Here is a 16,994-nt window from a genome sequence, read left to right as displayed (position 1 = left end):
CCGATGGCACCGAAAGACCCGCTCGCTCCCTTCTTCGATGCCGTGCTGCCCAATGGTGCCGGCGATCAGCACCGCACCAAGCTGCAGAGGTCGGCGGAGCAACTCGGGTCAGATGCGATCGACCCGCCCTACATCACCACGATGGAATGTTTCGAGGGCTGGCAGCACTCGGAGATCCACGCGAAGACGCAGGAAATGAACCCTGACGACATCGGCGGACTCGCTCAGGCTTGCCACGCCATCGTCGGCTCACTACCCATCGGCTTCGGGTTCGCCCTTCTCAAGAACACGATTGCCGAAAAATGGGAGGGCGCAGCCGCCGACGCAGCGCTCGCGGCGACAGAAAACCTTGCGGGCGCGAGTGACCAATTGACCTCGGGTGTGCAAGCGATTGGCGTGAAGCTCGACATTCTCAGCAGTGCTGCGCAGGATGTGAAAAACAGCATCCCAGCACCGATGTCGGAGCAACCACTGAGCCTTCTCCCCCTGACACCCACTGCCGCCGAAGCTCGAGAAGCAGCGCGGGATGCGGCAAGGGAAGAGGCCATTCGAAAGCTGCAGAACATCTACGTCCCGAATTACCAGGACGTGGGCACGAATGTGCCCGTCCTCCCGGCACCGCACTCACCCAACGACAGGGCCGATTTCGTCGATCCGAACGCCGCTGCGCCGAACTCGGGCGGTACCGGTTCCTGGGGCACCACCGACAGCAAGACCTCCTCCGCGTCGGGCGAGGGCGGGGGCGATTCGTCCGCGAACGGCGAGAACCCGGCGGACGGGGAGTCCGCAGCGGATGACGCCGCGACTACATCTGCCGCGAATGCCGAAGCCGCTGCCAATCAGGGCGCGGGGGCCGGATCCGGCTCAGCCGCACAGACTGCCGCCGCGAATGCGCAGAACGCAGCCGGTGCCGGTTCGCAGCTGGGCACGGGCACGGGGGCTGGCGCCGGGGGTTACGGCGGAGTAGGCGGAGGGTCCGGTGTCGGCGGATCGGGCATCGGCGGCTCGGCGTCGAGCGCGCGCCGCAAGAACGACAAGCGCGACTCGGAAGCCAACTCGAGCGGTGTGGTTCCGGGTGGCCCGATTCCGTCCGGTGGTGCCGCAGCGGGCGCCGGGGCGGCTGCCGCTGCTGCGGCGGCGACTCCGGTGAAACCGAGCATGAGTCGTCCCGGAATGGGTATGGCACCTGGGATGATGGGTGCGCCCGGCCGAGCAGGCGGCAACGGCGACAGCGACACGGAGCACCAGACGCCGAGCTACCTCGTCACCGTCGACAACGGCAACGAACTGATCGGCACACTCGACCCCGTCGCACCCCCGGTGATCGGCGCATGAACTGGCGGCTGACGTCAGCCCAATTCATGTGTCTCTGGGAGGCAACCGATCTCGACCGGATGCCGTACCCGCTGCAATACCGATCGGCGGCTGCGACGGAAGATCGGTACGCCGTCCAGCAACGCGAGCTGGAGCAGTGGCGGACCGCGCTCGACGAACCGAAACTGGTCGCCGCGATCCAGGCGCTCCGGGATCCGCAACTGTCCGTCACGGTGCTCGCCCCCTCCCCCGAACTCGACTCCGGGCTTCGCCGGAGGGGCAGCATCCGTGGCCGGATCGCGGTCGTCGCCGAACAGCTGCGTGGAGCACCGGGCCGCGGCGACATCCGGATCGCCGCCGGCACCGAGGGCGTCGACTGGCTGACCACCCAACTCCTGAAAGACTTGCCCGACTGTCCGCCCGGACGAACCCCGTCTCTGACCGCGCACCCCGACGACCTCGAGAACCGCAGCAGCGGGAGTTCCGTCCTGCAGAACGCCCGAGCCTCCGACGGCACTCTCCTGCGAAGGATCGTGGGCCGGCCGCGGACCGGAATCGGATACATCTGCATCCGTGGTGCTCGCAGCGGCCTCGACGAGCCCGTTCTGGGTGAACTGACCTGGATCGACGTCGAAGCGGACGGCCGGTATCTCTATCACCAGGACGACCGTGTTCACCTGCGGTCCGCGACAGTCCGGTTGGTTCGCGACGAGCTGTCGAAACGCGTGTCGGCGGCCCTCGCCAACGCTTCGCCGACCCGCGGCTGAGCGTTACCCTTGTCCCATGACCGATCGGGACAGGGACGGGGCGGGGAAACCCCTCAATGCACGCCCCCGCGACGAACTCGGCCGCCCCCTGCCGCACGACGCCGAGGGTGTGCCCCGCATCCCCGATGACCTGCGGTTACCACCCGACGAGGCGATCACCGAGGCTCAGCGGCTGCTCGACCACGGCATGCCGTTCCACGCCCACGAGATCCTCGAGGGTACGTGGAAGATCGCCCCCGAGGACGAGCGGGAACTATGGCAGGGGCTCGCACAGCTCGCGGTGGGTCTCACCCACCTGATGCGGGGCAACAAGACCGGCGCGCGGTCGCTGCTGCGCCAAGGCCACGATCGGATCCGGCATTACGAGGTGGAGGCGCCGCACGGCCTCGACATCGCCGGCCTCCTGACGTGGTCGGAACACCTCACGGACGAGATCGATCGCGTCGACCCGTTGCCGGCGACGCCCGTACCCCGATTGAGAATCCCCTGATGACTCTGCTCCCCATGTTCCCGCTGGGCTCGACGATGCTGCCCGGTCAGCAGCTCCCCCTCCACGTCTTCGAACCCCGCTATCAGGAACTGGTTCGCGACTGCCTGGACGCACCGGACGGTCCCCGTTTCGGGGTCGTTCTCATTGCCCGCGGCAACGAGGTGGGGGGCGGCGACGTCCGCCACGATGTCGGCACCATCGCGCGGATCGAATCCCACGCCTCGATCGGCGACGGGCGGTACGAGCTGTTCTGCCGCACGGAGGAACGGATCAAGGTGTCGAAGTGGTTGCCCGACAACCCATATCCGATCGCCGAGGTGGATGTGTGGCCGGACGAGAACACCGGCACTCAGACAGCGGACTACGAATTCCCGTCCCTCATCGAGAGACTCGAATTCCTGTACGGCCTTCTCCGCCGTCTCGCGACGGAGACCGGCAACGTTCCGCCCGATGTTCCCGTCATCGGCGGTTTCCGCGGGTCGCTCGGCACGAGGCTCTACGAGATCGCCACCTACATTCCGATGGGGGACGCCGACCGCCTGCAGATCCTCGCTGCGGCCGGCGCAGACGAACGCTTGCGCGAGGTCTCCGAGGCGATCGAGAACGCCATCGAAATGGTCCAGTTCCGGCTGATGTGACCTAGCCCTCCCCGGGGTTGGTCAAGAGCACTCCGGGAAGGGTGTAGTGTTGTCAATGCAACGCGGGGTGGAGCAGCTCGGTAGCTCGCTGGGCTCATAACCCAGAGGTCGCAGGTTCAAATCCTGTCCCCGCTACCAAGTGGAAACGGCTCCGGAGATTCATTTCTCCGGAGCCGTTTTTCGTTGTTCCACATCCTCCAGGACTAGAACGTATTCTTGTACGTGAGGCCTCAGGAGGGACCGTGCAGCTCGCCGACGTCGATCTCTACAACCCGGACACCTTCGCGAAGGGCGTGCCCCACGAGATGTTCGCCGTGTTGCGGCGGGAGGCACCGGTCTACCGGCACCTTGACGAGCGCGGCGTCCCGTTCTGGTGTGTCACCCGTCATGCCGACATCGTGACGGTGAACCGGGACGCCGAGACGTACTCGTCGTGGCGGGGCGCCACCTATATCGACGACCTGAGCCCGGATGACCTGGCGGGCCAGCAGTTGATGATGCTGAACATGGACCCGCCCGACCACACGGCGCTGCGGAAGATCGTGAGCAAGGGTTTCACGCCCCGCCGCATCGGCCAGCTGCACGAGATTCTCGCGCGGCGGGCCACGACCATCGTCGACGCGGTGATCGAGCGCGGCGAGTGCGACTTCGTCGTCGACGTCGCATCCGAACTCCCGCTTCAGGCGATCGCCGATTTCCTGGGCGTGCCCCAGGAAGATCGCAAGCTGATCTTCGACCTGACGAATCAGATGATCGGCTCGTCCGATCCGGAATTCCATCTCGAGGAAGGGCAGGAACGGGCGGCGGCGGCCCAGATGTTCGCGTACAGCCTGGAGATGTTCGAGGATCGGAAGAAGCACCCGCGCGACGACATCGCGACAGCTCTCATCCAGGCCGACGTGCACGGCGAGAAGTTGGGCGAACTGGATTTCAACATGTTCTTCATGCTCTTGGCGGTCGCGGGCAACGAGACCACCCGCAACGCCATCTCCCACACCCAGCTGGCGCTGATGGAGCATCCCGAGGAGCGCAGGAAGGTGCTCGAGGATCCGTCCAAACTCGACGCTCTGATCGAGGAGGGGCTGCGCTGGGCCACACCGGTGATGCAGTTCCGGCGGACGGCGACCACGGACACCGTGCTGCACGACGTCGAGATCTCCGAGGGCGACCGCGTGGTCATCTGGCACATGTCGGGAAACCGCGACGAGGCGGTCTTCGACGACCCCTACACGTTCGATATCGACCGGCCCACCGGCCACTACTCCCAGCACATTGCGTTCGGTGGTGGCGGTCACCATTTCTGCCTCGGCGCCAACCTCGCTCGGGCGGAGATGAAGGTGATGCTGGGTGAGATTCTGCGTCGCATGCCGGACATGGAGCAGACCGCGCCGGCCCAGCGCCTGCGCTCCAACTTCATCAACGGGCTGAAGCACATGCCGGTGATGTTCACGCCCTCGCCCATCTGAGCAGAGCGCCGCCTTTTCTGACAGCCTGGTCGGGTGAACAACGTCGACGCAGTGGTCATCGGATCCGGTCCCAACGGACTCGTCGCGGCCGCGACCCTGGCCGACGCGGGCTGGGACGTCGCGGTCGTGGAGGCGCAGCCGACGCCCGGCGGTGCGGTGAGGTCGGCAGAACTCGTCCCCGGCTTCACCTCGGACCTGTTCAGCGCGTTCTATCCCCTGTCCACCGTGTCGCCCGCGCTCCGCGGTCTCGACCTCGAGTCGCACGGCCTGCGGTGGAGTCATGCACCCAGAGCGCTCGGTCACGCCCGCTCGGCTGCCGACGAGGACGCGCCGGTGATTTACCCGAACCCCGCGGACACGGCCGCCGATCTCGAACGCCGTCAACCTGGGGACGGTGCCGCGTGGACGGCGCTCGTCGAGCAGTGGCACGACGTCAAGGAGCCGCTGCTGAGCACCCTGTTCAGCCCGTTCCCGCCCGTGCGGGGTCCGAGCCGACTGCTGCGACAACTGGGCACGGCCGAGTCGCTGCGACTGGCCCGGTTCCTCCTCCTGCCCGCACGGCGGATGGCGCATGAACTGTTCCGCAGCGAGGCGGCTCGACTTCTGTTGCTGGGTAACGCGATGCACGCCGACACCCCGCCGGACGCACCGGGCAGCGGTGTCATGGGTTACATCCTGACGATGCTCGCCCAGGACGGCGGTTACCCCGTTCCGGTGGGCGGGGCGGGCGAGTTGTCGGCCGCGATGGTGCGCCGCGCCGAGCACGCCGGTGCGCACTTCCACTACGGCGACGCCGTGACCGGGATCGACGTCCGGTCGGGTAAAGCTGTGGGTGTTCGGACGGCGTCGGGTGTCCGCTACACGGCTCGTCGGGCGGTGATCGCCGACGTGTCCGCGCCCGCCCTGTACGGGTCGCTGCTTCCGGACCACGCCGTCCCTGCCCGCGTGCGCGCCGACCTCGACCACTTCGAGTGGGACACGCCCGTGCTGAAGGTCAATTACGCCTTGTCGGAGAAGATCCCGTGGCGGTCCCCCAGCCTGAGCGGTGCGGGCACCGTCCACTTGGGCGCCGACGACAACGGGCTCGTCCGCTGGATGGCCGACCTGACCACCGGCACCATTCCGGCCAGCCCGTTCCTGCTGTTCGGGCAGATGACGACCGCGGACCCCAGCAGGTCACCGGAGGGCACCGAAAGCGCCTGGGCGTACACACATCTACCGCGGGACATCACCGACGACGCGTCCGCCGATCTGCTCGCGACGCGCGTCGACGACGTCCTCGAGGCACACGCACCGGGTTTCTCGGAGCGGGTCGTCGGACGCGTCGTACAGCGCCCGTCGGATCTCGAAGCGGCCGACGCGAATCTCGTGGGTGGCGCCGTCAACGGCGGAACGGCGCAACTCCATCAACAACTGGTGTTCCGGCCGGGACCGGGCACGTCCCGTTCGGAGACCCCGGTCCAGGGCCTGTACCTGGGAAGCGCCTCGGCGCACCCGGGTGGGGGCGTACACGGGGTGTCGGGCCTGAACGCCGCCCGCGCCGCGCTGGGCGAGGACGGACCGCGTGGGTGGCTGCGGCGACGCACCTCGCGCGCCGTGATCGACCTGTTGTCGAAGTGACCGATACCCTAATTTGTCCCGTGCCGGGGTACCTCACCGTGCAATGATCTGAGTCGTCGTGTTCGGACCACGAAGGGGCATCATGCAGCATCGAGAATCATCCTTCGCCGGCGTCGGCGGAATTCCCATCGTCTACGACGTCTGGCTCCCCGAGCGGCGCCCGCGCGGCGTGCTGGTTCTGTGCCACGGCTTCGGCGAGCATGCCCGGCGCTACGACCATGTGATCGAGCGGCTCGGGGAACTCGACCTCGCGATCTACGCGCCCGACCACCGCGGGCACGGGCGGTCGGGCGGCAAACGGGTCCATCTGAAGGACTGGACCGAGTTCACCGACGACCTGCACCAGTTGTTCGGCATCGCGTCGACGGACTGGCCCGGCACCGACCGGTTCCTCCTCGGGCACAGCATGGGCGGGTCCATCGCGCTGACCTACGCACTCGACCATCAGCAGGATCTGAAGGCACTCATGCTGTCCGGGCCTGCGGTCGACGTGACGAGCGGCACGCCGCGCATCGTGGTCGAGATCGGCAAGCTGGTGGGGCGCTTCCTCCCCGGGGTGCCCGTCGAGTCGCTCGACGCGAAGCTGGTGTCCCGCGATCCTGCGGTCGTGTCGGCCTATGAGGAGGATCCCCTCGTCCACCATGGCAAGGTCCCGGCCGGGATTGCGCGCGGGATGATCCTCGCCGCCGAACGGTTGCCGGAGCGTCTGCCGTCGTTGACAGTTCCCCTGCTGCTCCAGCACGGCCGGGATGACGGACTCGCGAGTGTGCACGGCACGGAACTCATCGCCGAGTACGTCGGTTCGGAGGATCTCACGGTGGAGATCTACGAAAACCTGTTCCACGAGGTGTTCAACGAACCGGAGAACGAGGAGGTTCTCGACGACCTCGTCGAGTGGTTGCGGCCGCGCGTGCAGGCCTGATTTCGGCGGGGGTGTTCTGCACCCCCGGACGATGGGTGCCAGGATGGGCTGATGAAACGTCACGTCAGCGCCACTCTCGACATCGCGGTCACCGACGCCACCAGTCTCGAATTCAAGATCGCGGTTGCCCGGACGCCCGGTTCGGAGTTGTCGGAATCGTTGACGTTCACCCTCGACGGTAACCGTGTCGAGGCACGGGAGATGGTGGCGGAGCACGGCACTCGCGTCCACCTCCTGGACAGCGAACCCGGATCGCTGCACGTCGAGTACTCGGCTTCGGTTGCGGGTAAAGCTGATTCGCCTCCGGTCACCGACTACGACCTGTCGAAGTATCTGCGCCCGAGCCGATATGCGGAGGCGGACAAGTTCTTCGGCTTCACCGGGGGTGAATTCAATCTGTCCAAGCCGCACCCGGAACTGCTGCAGGACATCACCACGTGGGTGGGGTCGCGGCTGCTGTACCAGGCGGGTTCGAGCAGATCCACCGACAGCGCCGTCGACACGATGCTGTCCGGGGCGGGCGTGTGCCGTGACTTCGCTCACCTCACGGTGGCGCTTCTGCGGGCCGTCACCATTCCGGCGCGGCTGGTGGCCGTGTACGCGCCGGGGTGCGACCCTATGGATTTCCATGCTGTCGTCGAGGCGTTCGTCGATGACGAATGGCGTGTGGTCGACGCGACCCGATTGGCCCCGCGTTCGGCACTGCTGCGGATCGCGACGGGTCGCGACGCCGCGGACACCGCATTCCTGGACAACCATGGAGGGGCGATCACGCTCGAGAACACCGTGGTGACCGCCGTCGTCGACGGCGAGTTCCCGTCCGACGACTACGCGACACCCACCTCGTTGACCTGACGGATCAGGTTGCGTCCGAAAGCCTTTCGGTAAGCACGCCCACCTGAATCTTCTTGGCGTCGGAGTGCACCTCGCGGCCGGCGTCGGTGACGTCGACGAACACGCCTCGCCGGTCCGCCTCACACAGCGCCCGCGCGACCAGGCCCGCCTTCTCCAGCCGGGCCACGCTCCGGGACAGGGCGCTGGGGCTGAGGTACATCTCGGCCGCCAGGTCCTGCATCCGCGGTCGCTCGCAGGTGGCGTCCATCAGTCGGTCGAGCGTCTCGAAATCACTCATGCTCAGGCCGTGAGCGTGTTGCATCTCACGATCCAATTCGCAGGCGATCGAGTTGTATCTGCTCGCGAGCAGCCGCCACGTGCCGCGCAGGTCTGCTTCAGAGCTCATGTCCCGCACCCTAGCGCGCGTACGCAAAAGGTGCAAGCGAATTAAATGCAAACGAAATTAGTGCTTGCGCATTGATTGCACGTGCATCTACATTCTCCCTGTGACTATCAGCGACGCCACCCCGGACCTCGCCCCCTCGTCGGGCGCCACCGCCACCCCGTCGACCGACCAGGCCTGGACACCCCGCCTCTGGGGCGTCCTGGCCGTGCTGTGCCTCGTCATGTTCCTCGACGGTCTCGACGTCTCGATGGTGGGTGTTGCGTTGCCCTCCATCGGAACCGAGTTGGGGCTGTCCACCACCTCGCTCCAATGGATCATCAATGGATACGTACTCGGATTCGGTGGTCTGTTGCTGCTGGGCGGACGCACCGCCGACCTCCTCGGACGCCGCCGCGTCTTCCTGATCGCACTCACCGTGTTCGCGATCGCGTCCCTGGTCGGCGGGCTCGTCGACAACGGCACGCTGCTCATCGCGAGTCGTTTCGTGAAGGGCCTCGCCGCCGCGTTCACCGCGCCGACCGCGATGTCGATCCTCACCACCACGTTCAAGGAAGGGCCCGCCCGTAACCGGGCCCTCTCGATCTTCTCCGTCTTCGGAGCGAGCGGCTACTCGTCCGGCCTGATCCTGGGCGGACTGCTGACCAGCGCCGGGTGGCGCTGGACCTTCCTGATGCCGGTGCCGTTCGCGGTCCTCGCCCTGGTCGCGGGTGCCGTCCTGATCCCCCGCGACCGCGCCGCCGACAACGGCGGACACGACATCGTAGGCGCCGCCACGTTGGTATCGGGAATGCTGCTCGCCGTCTACACCGTCGTGTCGGCACCGGCCCGCGGCTGGGCCGATCCGCTCACGCTGGGCTCGTTCGCACTGGCCGCGGCCCTGTTGGCGTCGTTCTTCGTCGCGGAAAACCGGGTGGCGCACCCGCTGGTGCGTCTGAGCATCCTCCGGGCCGGGTCGATCGTGCGGGCGAACCTCAGCATCGTCGCGCTGTTCGGCTCCTACCTGAGCTTCCAGTTCATGATGACCATCTTCCTGCAGTCGGTGCTCGGATGGTCGCCGCTGGAGATGGCGCTGGGACTCCTGCCCGCCGGCATCATCGTGGCGTTCGGATCGCCGTTCGTCGGACGCCTGATCGACGCGTTCGGCACGGCACGCATGATCATCGCGGCACTGACCTCGTTGAGCCTCGGCTACCTGTGGTTCCTCTTCGCGGGGAGCGACCAGCCCCACTACGCGGTCGCGATCCTGCCGAGCGTGCTGCTGCTGGGCGTCGGTTTCGCACTGGGCTTCACGTCGATCATGGCCCAGGCCACGTCGGGCGTCGACGACTCCGAGCAGGGGTTGGCGTCGGGCCTCGTGCAGACGTCCGCGCAGGTGGGCGCCGCGCTCGTGCTGGCACTCACCACCGCGCTCGTCACCGCCGGCTCGCACACGGCCACCGGTGTCAGCGGCGCCGGATTCCACCAGTTCCACTCCGGCCTCGTGCTCGTCACGGGAGTCGCGCTGCTGGGTCTGCTTATCACGGTGTCACCGCTGCTGCGCAGGGTCCTCAACCCCGCATAGGCCCGGAACGGCAGAACGGGTGGGCACAGGCCCACCCGTTCTGCCGTTCAGTCGTTCAGGCCGAGTGCCGCTTCGATTCCGTGAGCGCGCGCGACGCGAAGTCGACGGTGAGCCCGATGATCGTGCGGCTCTCCCGCAGCACCTTGCCGATCACCGGAAATGCGTGGATCTGCCCACTCCAGATGTGGGTCTCGATCTGCCGTCCCTCGCGATCGAACCTGTCCGTGATGATCTCGACGTCGGGCCGCATGATTTCGTATTCGGCGGCGGTGAGGAAGACGGGCGGGAACAGCGCCGGATCCGCGTTCACCGGCGACTGGGCACCCGGAATCTGATCGGGCCCGGCCAGCCAGCGGTCCTTCAGCTTGGCCACCTGCGACATCGGCAGGTACGCATCACGCTTCATGAAATCGGGGTCGTGATCCTCGAGGTCTAGGTTGAGCAGCGGGGAGTATCCGATGACGGCCGCCGGGCGGGTGATGCCCCGCAACGCGGCAACTTCCGCGACCTTCATCGCCAGGTATCCGCCCGCCGAGTCCCCCGCGACGATCACCCTGGTGGGGTCGTCGCAGACCTTCAGCACCTCGGTGTACGCGGTCATGGCGTCCACCAGCGACGCCCCGATCGCCCCCTTGGGAAGCTGCCGGTACTCGACGGAGACGACGGGCGAACCCGAACGCGCGGCGAGCAACCCGCACAGTGCACGGTGGGTGGCGAGCCCGCAGAACACGAATCCACCGCCGTGAAAGTAAAGGATGGTGGCGCCGTCCATCGACGTGACCGTGGGTCGCGGATGAGTGATCTTCTCGCACGGCACCCCGCCGAGCGAGATCGCCTCGATGTCGAGGCCCTTCGGCTTGGGAAGCCGGTCGATCAGCTCGTCGAGGGTCGCCAGCAGTTCGATGCCGCGGTCCGTCGTCGGCCATATCGTGAACAGCGGTTTGACGAACGCCCTGGCAAACCAGAACGTCATGCGCGCCCGCCGACTGACATCCCAGTGCCACACGATCGATTCACGCGTTCGCATACTGCCCTCCGTTGTATCGGACGCTTGTCCAGCCAACTGGACACCCTAGGGCGATCCGGAGAGAAACGCACCCGAAACCGTCACGTCCGCTCCCCGAGACCTCCCGCCACGGTAGGACGAAGTCGCCCGTTGCCGAGCGACTTCGACGGATTTTCGTCCGATTGCCCGAGGTTCACCGAGCCAGTCGCTCCTCCAGCCGGGCAATGATCTCGGTCGCCACCTGGGTGGGTGATCCGCCCACGTCCACCACGATCGCGTCCTCGTCCGGCTCGATCGGTTCGAGCGTCGAGATCTGTGTGTCCAGCAACGACGGGGGCATGAAGTGGTCGAGCCGGGCCGTCAGCCGTTCCCCGATCTGCGCCCGCGACCCGGCGAGATGCACGAAGACGACGTTGTCGCCCCGCAGCACGTCGCGGTAGCTGCGCTTGAGCGCCGAGCAGGTGATGACCCCGGGCAGACCGTTCTCGGTGTGTTCCCGAATCCACCCCGCGACGACATCGAGCCACGGCCAGCGGTCCTCATCGGTCAACGGCTGCCCCGATGCCATCTTCGCAACATTCGCGGGTGGGTGCAGGGCGTCTCCCTCCTGCAGGTCCCAGCCCATGGCGCCGGCGATGATTCCCGCGACCGTCGACTTCCCCGACCCGGACACCCCCATCAGCACGAGGACCGGATCCGCGGTCTGCGGCGTGCGTCCTGCAGGTTCGCGCGTACTCACGTGCATCTCACCAACCTCACTCGACATTTCTCGGCCCCCTTTAGATGAATACGCTCAGTGCGAGGACACCGGCCAGACCGGTGACGGAGATGATGCATTCCATCACCGTCCACGTCTTCAGGTTCTGTACCACCGTGACGCCGAGGTATTCCTTCACCAGCCAGAAGCCCGCGTCGTTGACGTGCGACAGGAACAGCGAGCCGGACCCGATCGCCAGCACCATCAGCGAGACGTGCGTGGAGGTCAGTTCGGCGGCGACGGGTGCGAGGATTCCGGACGCGGTGACCGTCGCGACGGTGGCCGATCCGGTGGCGACGCGGATGAGTACGGCCACGAGCCAGGCGAGGAACAGCACGGGAAGGGCGCTGTCCTTGATCGCGTCGGCGATCACGTCGGCGATGCCGGTGTCGATCAGGACCTGCTTGAATCCGCCGCCCGCGCCGACGATGAGGAGGATCCCGGCGATCGGGGGCAGCGAACTCTCCAGCGAGACGGCGATGGCCTTGCGGTCCATGCCGCCACCCCGGCCGAGGAGCGCCATCCCGGCGAGCACCGCGAGTCCGAGGGCCACGACCGGTGTTCCGAGGAAGTCGAGCAGCGCCTTCGCGGGCGACTCCGAGTCGGCGGCGACGACGTCGGCGATCGCCTTGCCCAGCATCAGGACGACAGGAAGCAGGATGGCGGACAGGGTGGCCGCGAAGCTGGGCCGGCGACGCTCGGCGGCGGCCTCGGCGCCTTCCCGGTCCTCGACGGTCACGTAGAGCTCGGGAACGGGGACGTCCACCCAGCGTGCCGCCAGCTTGCTGAACAGCGGCCCGGCGATGACGACGGTGGGAATCGCGACGAGGACGCCGAGCGCGAGGGTGAGTCCGAGGTTGGCGTTCAGGGCCGCGACCGCGACCAGTGGCCCGGGGTGCGGCGGAACGAGACCGTGCATGGCCGACAGACCCGCCAGCGTGGGAATCGCGATCCGCATCAGCGACAGTCCCGAACGCCGTGCGACCAGGATGATGACGGGCATCAACAGCACGAGGCCGATCTCGAAGAACATCGGCAGGCCGATCACGGCGCCGACCAGCGCCATCATCCACGGCAGCGACCGCGGGCCCGCTCGTCCGACGAGGGTGTCGACGACGCGGTCGGCGCCACCGGAATCGGCGAGCAACTTGCCGAACATGGCACCGAACCCGATCAGGATTCCGACGCTGCCCATCGTGGCCCCGAAGCCCTCGACGAACGACTTCACCGAGTCTTGCCCACCCAGACCTGCGGCGATGCCGACGCCGACGGCGCCGATCGACAGCGCGAGGAACGGGTGGAGTTTGAGCCAGGTGATCAGCGCGATGATCACGGCGACGCCGACGACGGCGGCCGTGATCAGCCGCGCGTCGTGGCCGGCACTGTCGGCCGCTGCGAGTAGTGACGCGGTACTCATTCTGTTGCTCCAGGGAGATCGGTGATGGAATGACCCTTGTTCGTGACTCAGGTCACTCTGCCTCATAAACCATATGATTTCAAGGCCGAACCCAATTAAGTACTACTTAGAGTCTGAATCGCGCGCCAACGTGTGTTCAATGGGGCTAACCGTGGGAACATCGGCGGATGACCAACGCAGACGGCGGCGAGTACCGGCAATTGCACGAGACGGTGCTCGATCGACTGGGTAGCGACATCGTGGCCGGGGTCGTCGCACCCGGCACCCGGATCTCCGCCGACGACGTGGTCACCCAGTACGCCGTCTCCCGCACCGTCGTCCGCGAGGTGGTCCGCGTCCTGGAATCCCTCGGGCTGCTGGCCGTGCGGCGTCGCGTCGGGATCACCGTGCTGGGTGAGGAGCACTGGAATTCGCTGGATCCGAGCGTGATTCGGTGGAAGCTGGCCGGCCCACAGCGGTTCGAGCAGCTGTCGAGCCTGAGCGAACTACGGTCGGGCATCGAACCTCTCGCCGCGCGTCTCGCAGCGACGCGGGCGACGCCGGAACAGTGCGGGGCGCTGACGGCGGCCGTCATCGGAATGTCGTCGACGTCCCGCGCGGCGGACACGGACGCCTACCTGGCTCACGACTCCGACTTTCACCGCACACTGCTGACCGCGTCGGGGAATCCGCTGTTGCGCGCGATGTCGCAGATCGTCGTGGAGGTGCTCGAGGGCCGCACCCGGCACTCGTTGATGCCGCACGTCGCCGAGACCGAAGCCATCCGCCTGCACGGCGTGGTGGCGTCGTCCATCCAGATGGGCGACGCCGATGCGGCGGAGGCGGCCATGCGCGCGATCGTGAGCGAATCCGCGACGGCAGTCGAGCAGATGAAGGACGAAGAAGACACCCACGAGTGACGTACTCGCGGGTGCCTTCTTCGTGATGCGGTCGGTACTACGCGGCCGAATCCGAATGCATCGCTTCGAGTTCCACGCCCTTCGTCTCCTTGACCCAGCGCAACACGAAGACGAGTGACAGCACGGCGCACACAGCGTAGAAGCCGTACGCGATTCCCAGCGAGAAGTCCTTCATGGACGGGAACGTCACAGTGATCAGCCAGTTCGCCGCCCACTGGGCGCCCGCGGCGAGCGACAGGGCGGCGGCCCGGATGCGGTTGGGGAACGCCTCGCCGAGCAGGACCCACACCACAGGGCCCCAGGACATTCCGAAGGCCACCACGAAGAGGTTGGCGGCGACGAGCGCGATCGGGCCCTGCAGTCCGGTCAGCTGCGGCGTCGCGACACCGTCCACGACGGTGGTGGACGCGGTGCCGAAGATGAACGCCATGGTCGCGAGCGTCACGGCCATGCCGGCGGAGCCGATGATCAGCAGCGGTCGCCGGCCCACCCGGTCGATGTAGGCGATGGCGATGAGGGTGGTGGCGATGTTGACCACCGACGTGATGACCGTGATCTGCAGTGAGCTGCCCTCGTCGAAGCCGACGGCCTGCCACAGGACGCTGGAGTAGTAGAAGATGACGTTGATGCCGACGAACTGCTGAAAGACGGAGAGTCCGATGCCGATCCACACGATCGGCATCAGGCCGAACGCGGAGCCCTTCAGATCACGGATCGACGGTTGCGTCTCACGGGCCAGCGTCGAGCGGATGCTCTCGATCTTGAGGTCCAGACCCTTCTCGCCGAGCAGGACCGCGAGGATGCCGCGAGCCTCACCGAGGCGGCCCTGGGCGATCAGGTAGCGCGGGGATTCGGGAATCGTCAGCGACAGCAGTCCGTAGGCCAATGCGGGCACGCACATCGCGAGGAACATCCAGCGCCAGGCCTCGAGCCCGAACCACAGTTCTTCCTGCGACCCACCGGCGAGGGCGGCGAGGGCGTAGTCGACCAGGAGCGAGACGAAGATGCCCGTGACGATCGCGAGTTGCTGCAGCGACCCGAGACGTCCGCGCACCCGGGCGGGCGAGATCTCGGCGATGTAGGCGGGTGCGATGACCGAGGCCAGCCCCACACCGATGCCGCCGACGATCCGGAACGTCACCAGCATCTCGACGTTGGCCGCGAATCCGGTGCCGATGGCGCTCAGCAGGAACATCACGGCAGCGGCCCGCATGGTGACGAGGCGTCCGTACCGGTCGGCGATCCGCCCGGCCAGCATCGCTCCCGCCGCGGCGCCCAGCAGTGCCGAGGCGATCGCGAATCCGAGGAGAGCGGAATCGACCTGGAACTTGCCTTCGATCGCCGACACCGCACCGTTGATCACCGCGCTGTCGTAGCCGAACAGCAACCCGCCGAGTGCCGCGACGACCGCGATACGGACGGGAACCGAAGTGCCCTCTGCTGTGTCGCCGGGCGATTCCGCACCGGGCAACAGGACGTTTTCAGTCATGGGTCTCCTCGTGAGCAAGGGGGTGACGAGTCTCGGATCGAGCCGAGGCCTGCGCGAGAGCGCATTCGTTGTGGTGTGGAACACAGTAGGCAACGGAATAGGGAACCGTCAAGATGTGAACACAAATAGGCGAACATCACCGCGCAAATGTTCATTAATGAACGAACTGACCGTCACGAGCGCAGCGCTCACCCCACAAACTGATGTGAGAATTCAGCGGCGAACAGTCAGGCCGGAAGCGCGGATCGCAGACCCAGCGCGACGGCACCGAGCACCTGCGCCCGGGGACCGAGTTCGGCGACGCGGATGTCCAGGGAACGGACCGCGCTGGGCACCGCATATCGTCCGACCACCTCACGCATCGGCCCGAGCAGCAGTTCCCCGGCCAGCGCGAGTTCACCGCCGATGACGAGACGTTCGGGATTGACGAGGTTGCACAGGCTCGCTGCGGCGACGCCGACGTGCCGTCCCGTGTCGGCGAGCACCCGGATGCAGGCGGCATCTCCGCCCTCGGCCATCGCGACGATGTCGGCGATGGTGAGGTCGGGGCCGCGGCTCGGTGCGAGCAGGCCGATCACGACGTGCGAGGCGACGAGGGTCTCGAGGCAGCCGCGGTTGCCGCAGCGGCATACCTGACCGAACTCGTCGAGTGTCAGATGGCCGATTTCGCCTGCGGTGCCGCCTCTTCCGCGGTACAGCCGGCCGTCGAGGACGAGTCCGGCACCCACTCCGTCGGACAGTTTGATGTAGGCGAGATCGGTGGTTCCCCGGCCCGCTCCCCACATGTGTTCGGCGAGCACGCCGAGGTTCGCATCGTTGTCGACGTGCACCGCGGTGCCGAGATACTCCGACGCGATGGCTGCCGCGTCGACACCGACCCACCCCGGGAGGATCGACGGGCCGCCGACCTCACCGGTATCGGTCTCGAGCGGCGCCGGCAGACCCATGCCGACCGCGAGAACGGACGTACGGTCGCAGCCGAGGCGATCGAGGGCCGCGTCCAGAAGAGCGCCCGCCTGCACCACGCCGTCCTCGGCGCGGTGCCCCGCGCCGAGTTCGACGCGCTCCTCGGCCAGCACCTGGTGGGCCATGTCGGCGACGGCAACAGTGAGATGGCGGTGCCCGAAGTCGATCCCGACCGCGAGCCCCATCTTGCGGGTCAGCTTCACCGCACGGCCCCGCTGGCCCGGGTGGTCGCCGCCGGGCACGGCGACCATCCCGGCCGCGGTCAATTCCTTGACCATGTTCGAGACGGTGGCGGGGGCCAACCCGGTGCGACGCGCGATCTCCGCCTGGGTGAGCTCACCCGACGTCTGGAGTGCGCGGACCACACGGTGCTGGTTGGCGGACTTCAGCGAGGACTGAGAACCCGGCCGCTGGGAGTCACCGTTGTCACTGTCGCGCACGA

General features: G+C 67.1%; 16 protein-coding genes and 1 tRNA gene. 11 read left to right on the top strand and 6 right to left on the bottom strand.

Annotated elements, in window-relative coordinates; genetic code table 11:
- Positions 1 to 3 precede the first annotated feature (3 nt).
- The 9 genes from DTA22_RS35625 to DTA22_RS35585 all read left to right on the top strand — a co-directional run bounded on the left by DTA22_RS35625 (position 4) and on the right by DTA22_RS35585 (position 8,072).
- Positions 4 to 1,335 (top strand): hypothetical protein, encoded by a 1,332-nt coding sequence (locus DTA22_RS35625; RefSeq protein ID WP_112302525.1) that lies wholly within the window; start codon positions 4 to 6, stop codon positions 1,333 to 1,335.
- Complete coding sequence (locus tag DTA22_RS35620; protein ID WP_112302524.1) at positions 1,332 to 2,081, top strand: ESX secretion-associated protein EspG; 750 nt, start codon at positions 1,332 to 1,334, stop codon at positions 2,079 to 2,081. Before DTA22_RS35625 ends, DTA22_RS35620 begins: the two co-directional genes overlap by 4 nt.
- Before the next feature lie 16 nt (positions 2,082 to 2,097).
- Positions 2,098 to 2,571, top strand: coding sequence for a DUF309 domain-containing protein (locus tag DTA22_RS35615; protein ID WP_037230957.1), 474 nt, complete (start codon positions 2,098 to 2,100; stop codon positions 2,569 to 2,571).
- A complete protein-coding gene (locus DTA22_RS35610; RefSeq protein ID WP_037230959.1) occupies positions 2,571 to 3,209 on the top strand; it encodes an LON peptidase substrate-binding domain-containing protein in 639 nt (212 codons plus the stop codon). The genes DTA22_RS35615 and DTA22_RS35610 overlap by 1 nt, the downstream gene beginning before the upstream one ends.
- 61 nt (positions 3,210 to 3,270) lie before the next feature.
- Positions 3,271 to 3,347: transfer RNA gene (locus DTA22_RS35605), tRNA-Met, on the top strand.
- 104 nt (positions 3,348 to 3,451) lie between these two features.
- A complete protein-coding gene (locus tag DTA22_RS35600; protein ID WP_112302523.1) occupies positions 3,452 to 4,675 on the top strand; it encodes a cytochrome P450 in 1,224 nt (407 codons plus the stop codon).
- A gap of 33 nt (positions 4,676 to 4,708) precedes the next feature.
- Positions 4,709 to 6,295: a phytoene desaturase family protein gene (locus DTA22_RS35595; RefSeq protein WP_112302522.1), complete on the top strand. Its 1,587-nt coding sequence runs from the start codon at positions 4,709 to 4,711 to the stop codon at positions 6,293 to 6,295.
- Between the two features lie 82 nt (positions 6,296 to 6,377).
- Complete coding sequence (locus DTA22_RS35590; protein WP_037230968.1) at positions 6,378 to 7,217, top strand: alpha/beta hydrolase; 840 nt, start codon at positions 6,378 to 6,380, stop codon at positions 7,215 to 7,217.
- Between the two features lie 51 nt (positions 7,218 to 7,268).
- Entirely contained in the window at positions 7,269 to 8,072 is an 804-nt protein-coding gene (locus DTA22_RS35585) for a transglutaminase-like domain-containing protein (protein ID WP_112302521.1), read from the top strand.
- A gap of 4 nt (positions 8,073 to 8,076) precedes the next feature.
- Here DTA22_RS35585 and DTA22_RS35580 read toward each other — a convergent pair whose 3' ends face one another.
- Positions 8,077 to 8,457, bottom strand: coding sequence for a MarR family winged helix-turn-helix transcriptional regulator (locus tag DTA22_RS35580; RefSeq protein ID WP_112302520.1), 381 nt, complete (start codon positions 8,455 to 8,457; stop codon positions 8,077 to 8,079).
- A gap of 64 nt (positions 8,458 to 8,521) precedes the next feature.
- On the opposite strand from DTA22_RS35580, the gene DTA22_RS35575 reads away from it, so the two are divergent.
- A complete protein-coding gene (locus tag DTA22_RS35575) occupies positions 8,522 to 10,018 on the top strand; it encodes an MFS transporter (protein WP_112302519.1) in 1,497 nt (498 codons plus the stop codon).
- Positions 10,019 to 10,073: 55 nt separating this feature from the next.
- Here DTA22_RS35575 and DTA22_RS35570 read toward each other — a convergent pair whose 3' ends face one another.
- From DTA22_RS35570 to DTA22_RS35560, 3 genes are all read right to left on the bottom strand, one after another.
- A complete protein-coding gene (locus DTA22_RS35570) occupies positions 10,074 to 11,045 on the bottom strand; it encodes an alpha/beta hydrolase (protein ID WP_112302518.1) in 972 nt (323 codons plus the stop codon).
- A 172-nt stretch (positions 11,046 to 11,217) separates the two neighbouring features.
- Positions 11,218 to 11,769: a gluconokinase gene (locus DTA22_RS35565; protein WP_037230974.1), complete on the bottom strand. Its 552-nt coding sequence runs from the start codon at positions 11,767 to 11,769 to the stop codon at positions 11,218 to 11,220.
- A 34-nt stretch (positions 11,770 to 11,803) separates the two neighbouring features.
- Positions 11,804 to 13,198 carry a GntP family permease gene (locus tag DTA22_RS35560; protein WP_037230976.1) on the bottom strand — a complete coding sequence of 465 codons (1,395 nt, stop codon included), beginning with the start codon at positions 13,196 to 13,198 and terminating at the stop codon, positions 11,804 to 11,806.
- A gap of 167 nt (positions 13,199 to 13,365) precedes the next feature.
- Between DTA22_RS35560 and DTA22_RS35555 the strand changes: the two genes are divergently transcribed.
- On the top strand, positions 13,366 to 14,097 hold the full coding sequence (locus DTA22_RS35555) for a FadR/GntR family transcriptional regulator (protein WP_112302517.1): 732 nt from the start codon (positions 13,366 to 13,368) through the stop codon (positions 14,095 to 14,097).
- 37 nt (positions 14,098 to 14,134) lie between these two features.
- Here DTA22_RS35555 and DTA22_RS35550 read toward each other — a convergent pair whose 3' ends face one another.
- Complete coding sequence (locus DTA22_RS35550; RefSeq protein ID WP_112302516.1) at positions 14,135 to 15,586, bottom strand: sugar porter family MFS transporter; 1,452 nt, start codon at positions 15,584 to 15,586, stop codon at positions 14,135 to 14,137.
- A gap of 227 nt (positions 15,587 to 15,813) precedes the next feature.
- Complete coding sequence (locus DTA22_RS35545; RefSeq protein ID WP_037230981.1) at positions 15,814 to 16,992, bottom strand: ROK family transcriptional regulator; 1,179 nt, start codon at positions 16,990 to 16,992, stop codon at positions 15,814 to 15,816.
- Positions 16,993 to 16,994 lie beyond the last annotated feature (2 nt).

This window comes from Rhodococcus wratislaviensis (assembly GCF_900455735.1).
GTDB lineage: Bacteria > Actinomycetota > Actinomycetes > Mycobacteriales > Mycobacteriaceae > Rhodococcus_F > Rhodococcus_F wratislaviensis.
This window is presented reverse-complemented; position numbering and strand designations above follow the sequence as displayed.

Bases quoted from the DNA above. Each gene is read 5' to 3' on its own strand.
- DTA22_RS35625 (WP_112302525.1), top strand. From the start codon at position 4: ATGGCACCGAAAGACCCGCTCGCTCCCTTCTTCGATGCCGTGCTGCCC.
- DTA22_RS35620 (WP_112302524.1), top strand. From the start codon at position 1,332: ATGAACTGGCGGCTGACGTCAGCCCAATTCATGTGTCTCTGGGAGGCA.
- DTA22_RS35615 (WP_037230957.1), top strand. From the start codon at position 2,098: ATGACCGATCGGGACAGGGACGGGGCGGGGAAACCCCTCAATGCACGC.
- DTA22_RS35610 (WP_037230959.1), top strand. From the start codon at position 2,571: ATGACTCTGCTCCCCATGTTCCCGCTGGGCTCGACGATGCTGCCCGGT.
- DTA22_RS35590 (WP_037230968.1), top strand. From the start codon at position 6,378: ATGCAGCATCGAGAATCATCCTTCGCCGGCGTCGGCGGAATTCCCATC.
- DTA22_RS35585 (WP_112302521.1), top strand. From the start codon at position 7,269: ATGAAACGTCACGTCAGCGCCACTCTCGACATCGCGGTCACCGACGCC.
- DTA22_RS35580 (WP_112302520.1), bottom strand. From the start codon at position 8,457: ATGAGCTCTGAAGCAGACCTGCGCGGCACGTGGCGGCTGCTCGCGAGC.
- DTA22_RS35570 (WP_112302518.1), bottom strand. From the start codon at position 11,045: ATGCGAACGCGTGAATCGATCGTGTGGCACTGGGATGTCAGTCGGCGG.
- DTA22_RS35565 (WP_037230974.1), bottom strand. From the start codon at position 11,769: ATGCACGTGAGTACGCGCGAACCTGCAGGACGCACGCCGCAGACCGCG.
- DTA22_RS35560 (WP_037230976.1), bottom strand. From the start codon at position 13,198: ATGAGTACCGCGTCACTACTCGCAGCGGCCGACAGTGCCGGCCACGAC.
- DTA22_RS35555 (WP_112302517.1), top strand. From the start codon at position 13,366: ATGACCAACGCAGACGGCGGCGAGTACCGGCAATTGCACGAGACGGTG.
- DTA22_RS35550 (WP_112302516.1), bottom strand. From the start codon at position 15,586: ATGACTGAAAACGTCCTGTTGCCCGGTGCGGAATCGCCCGGCGACACA.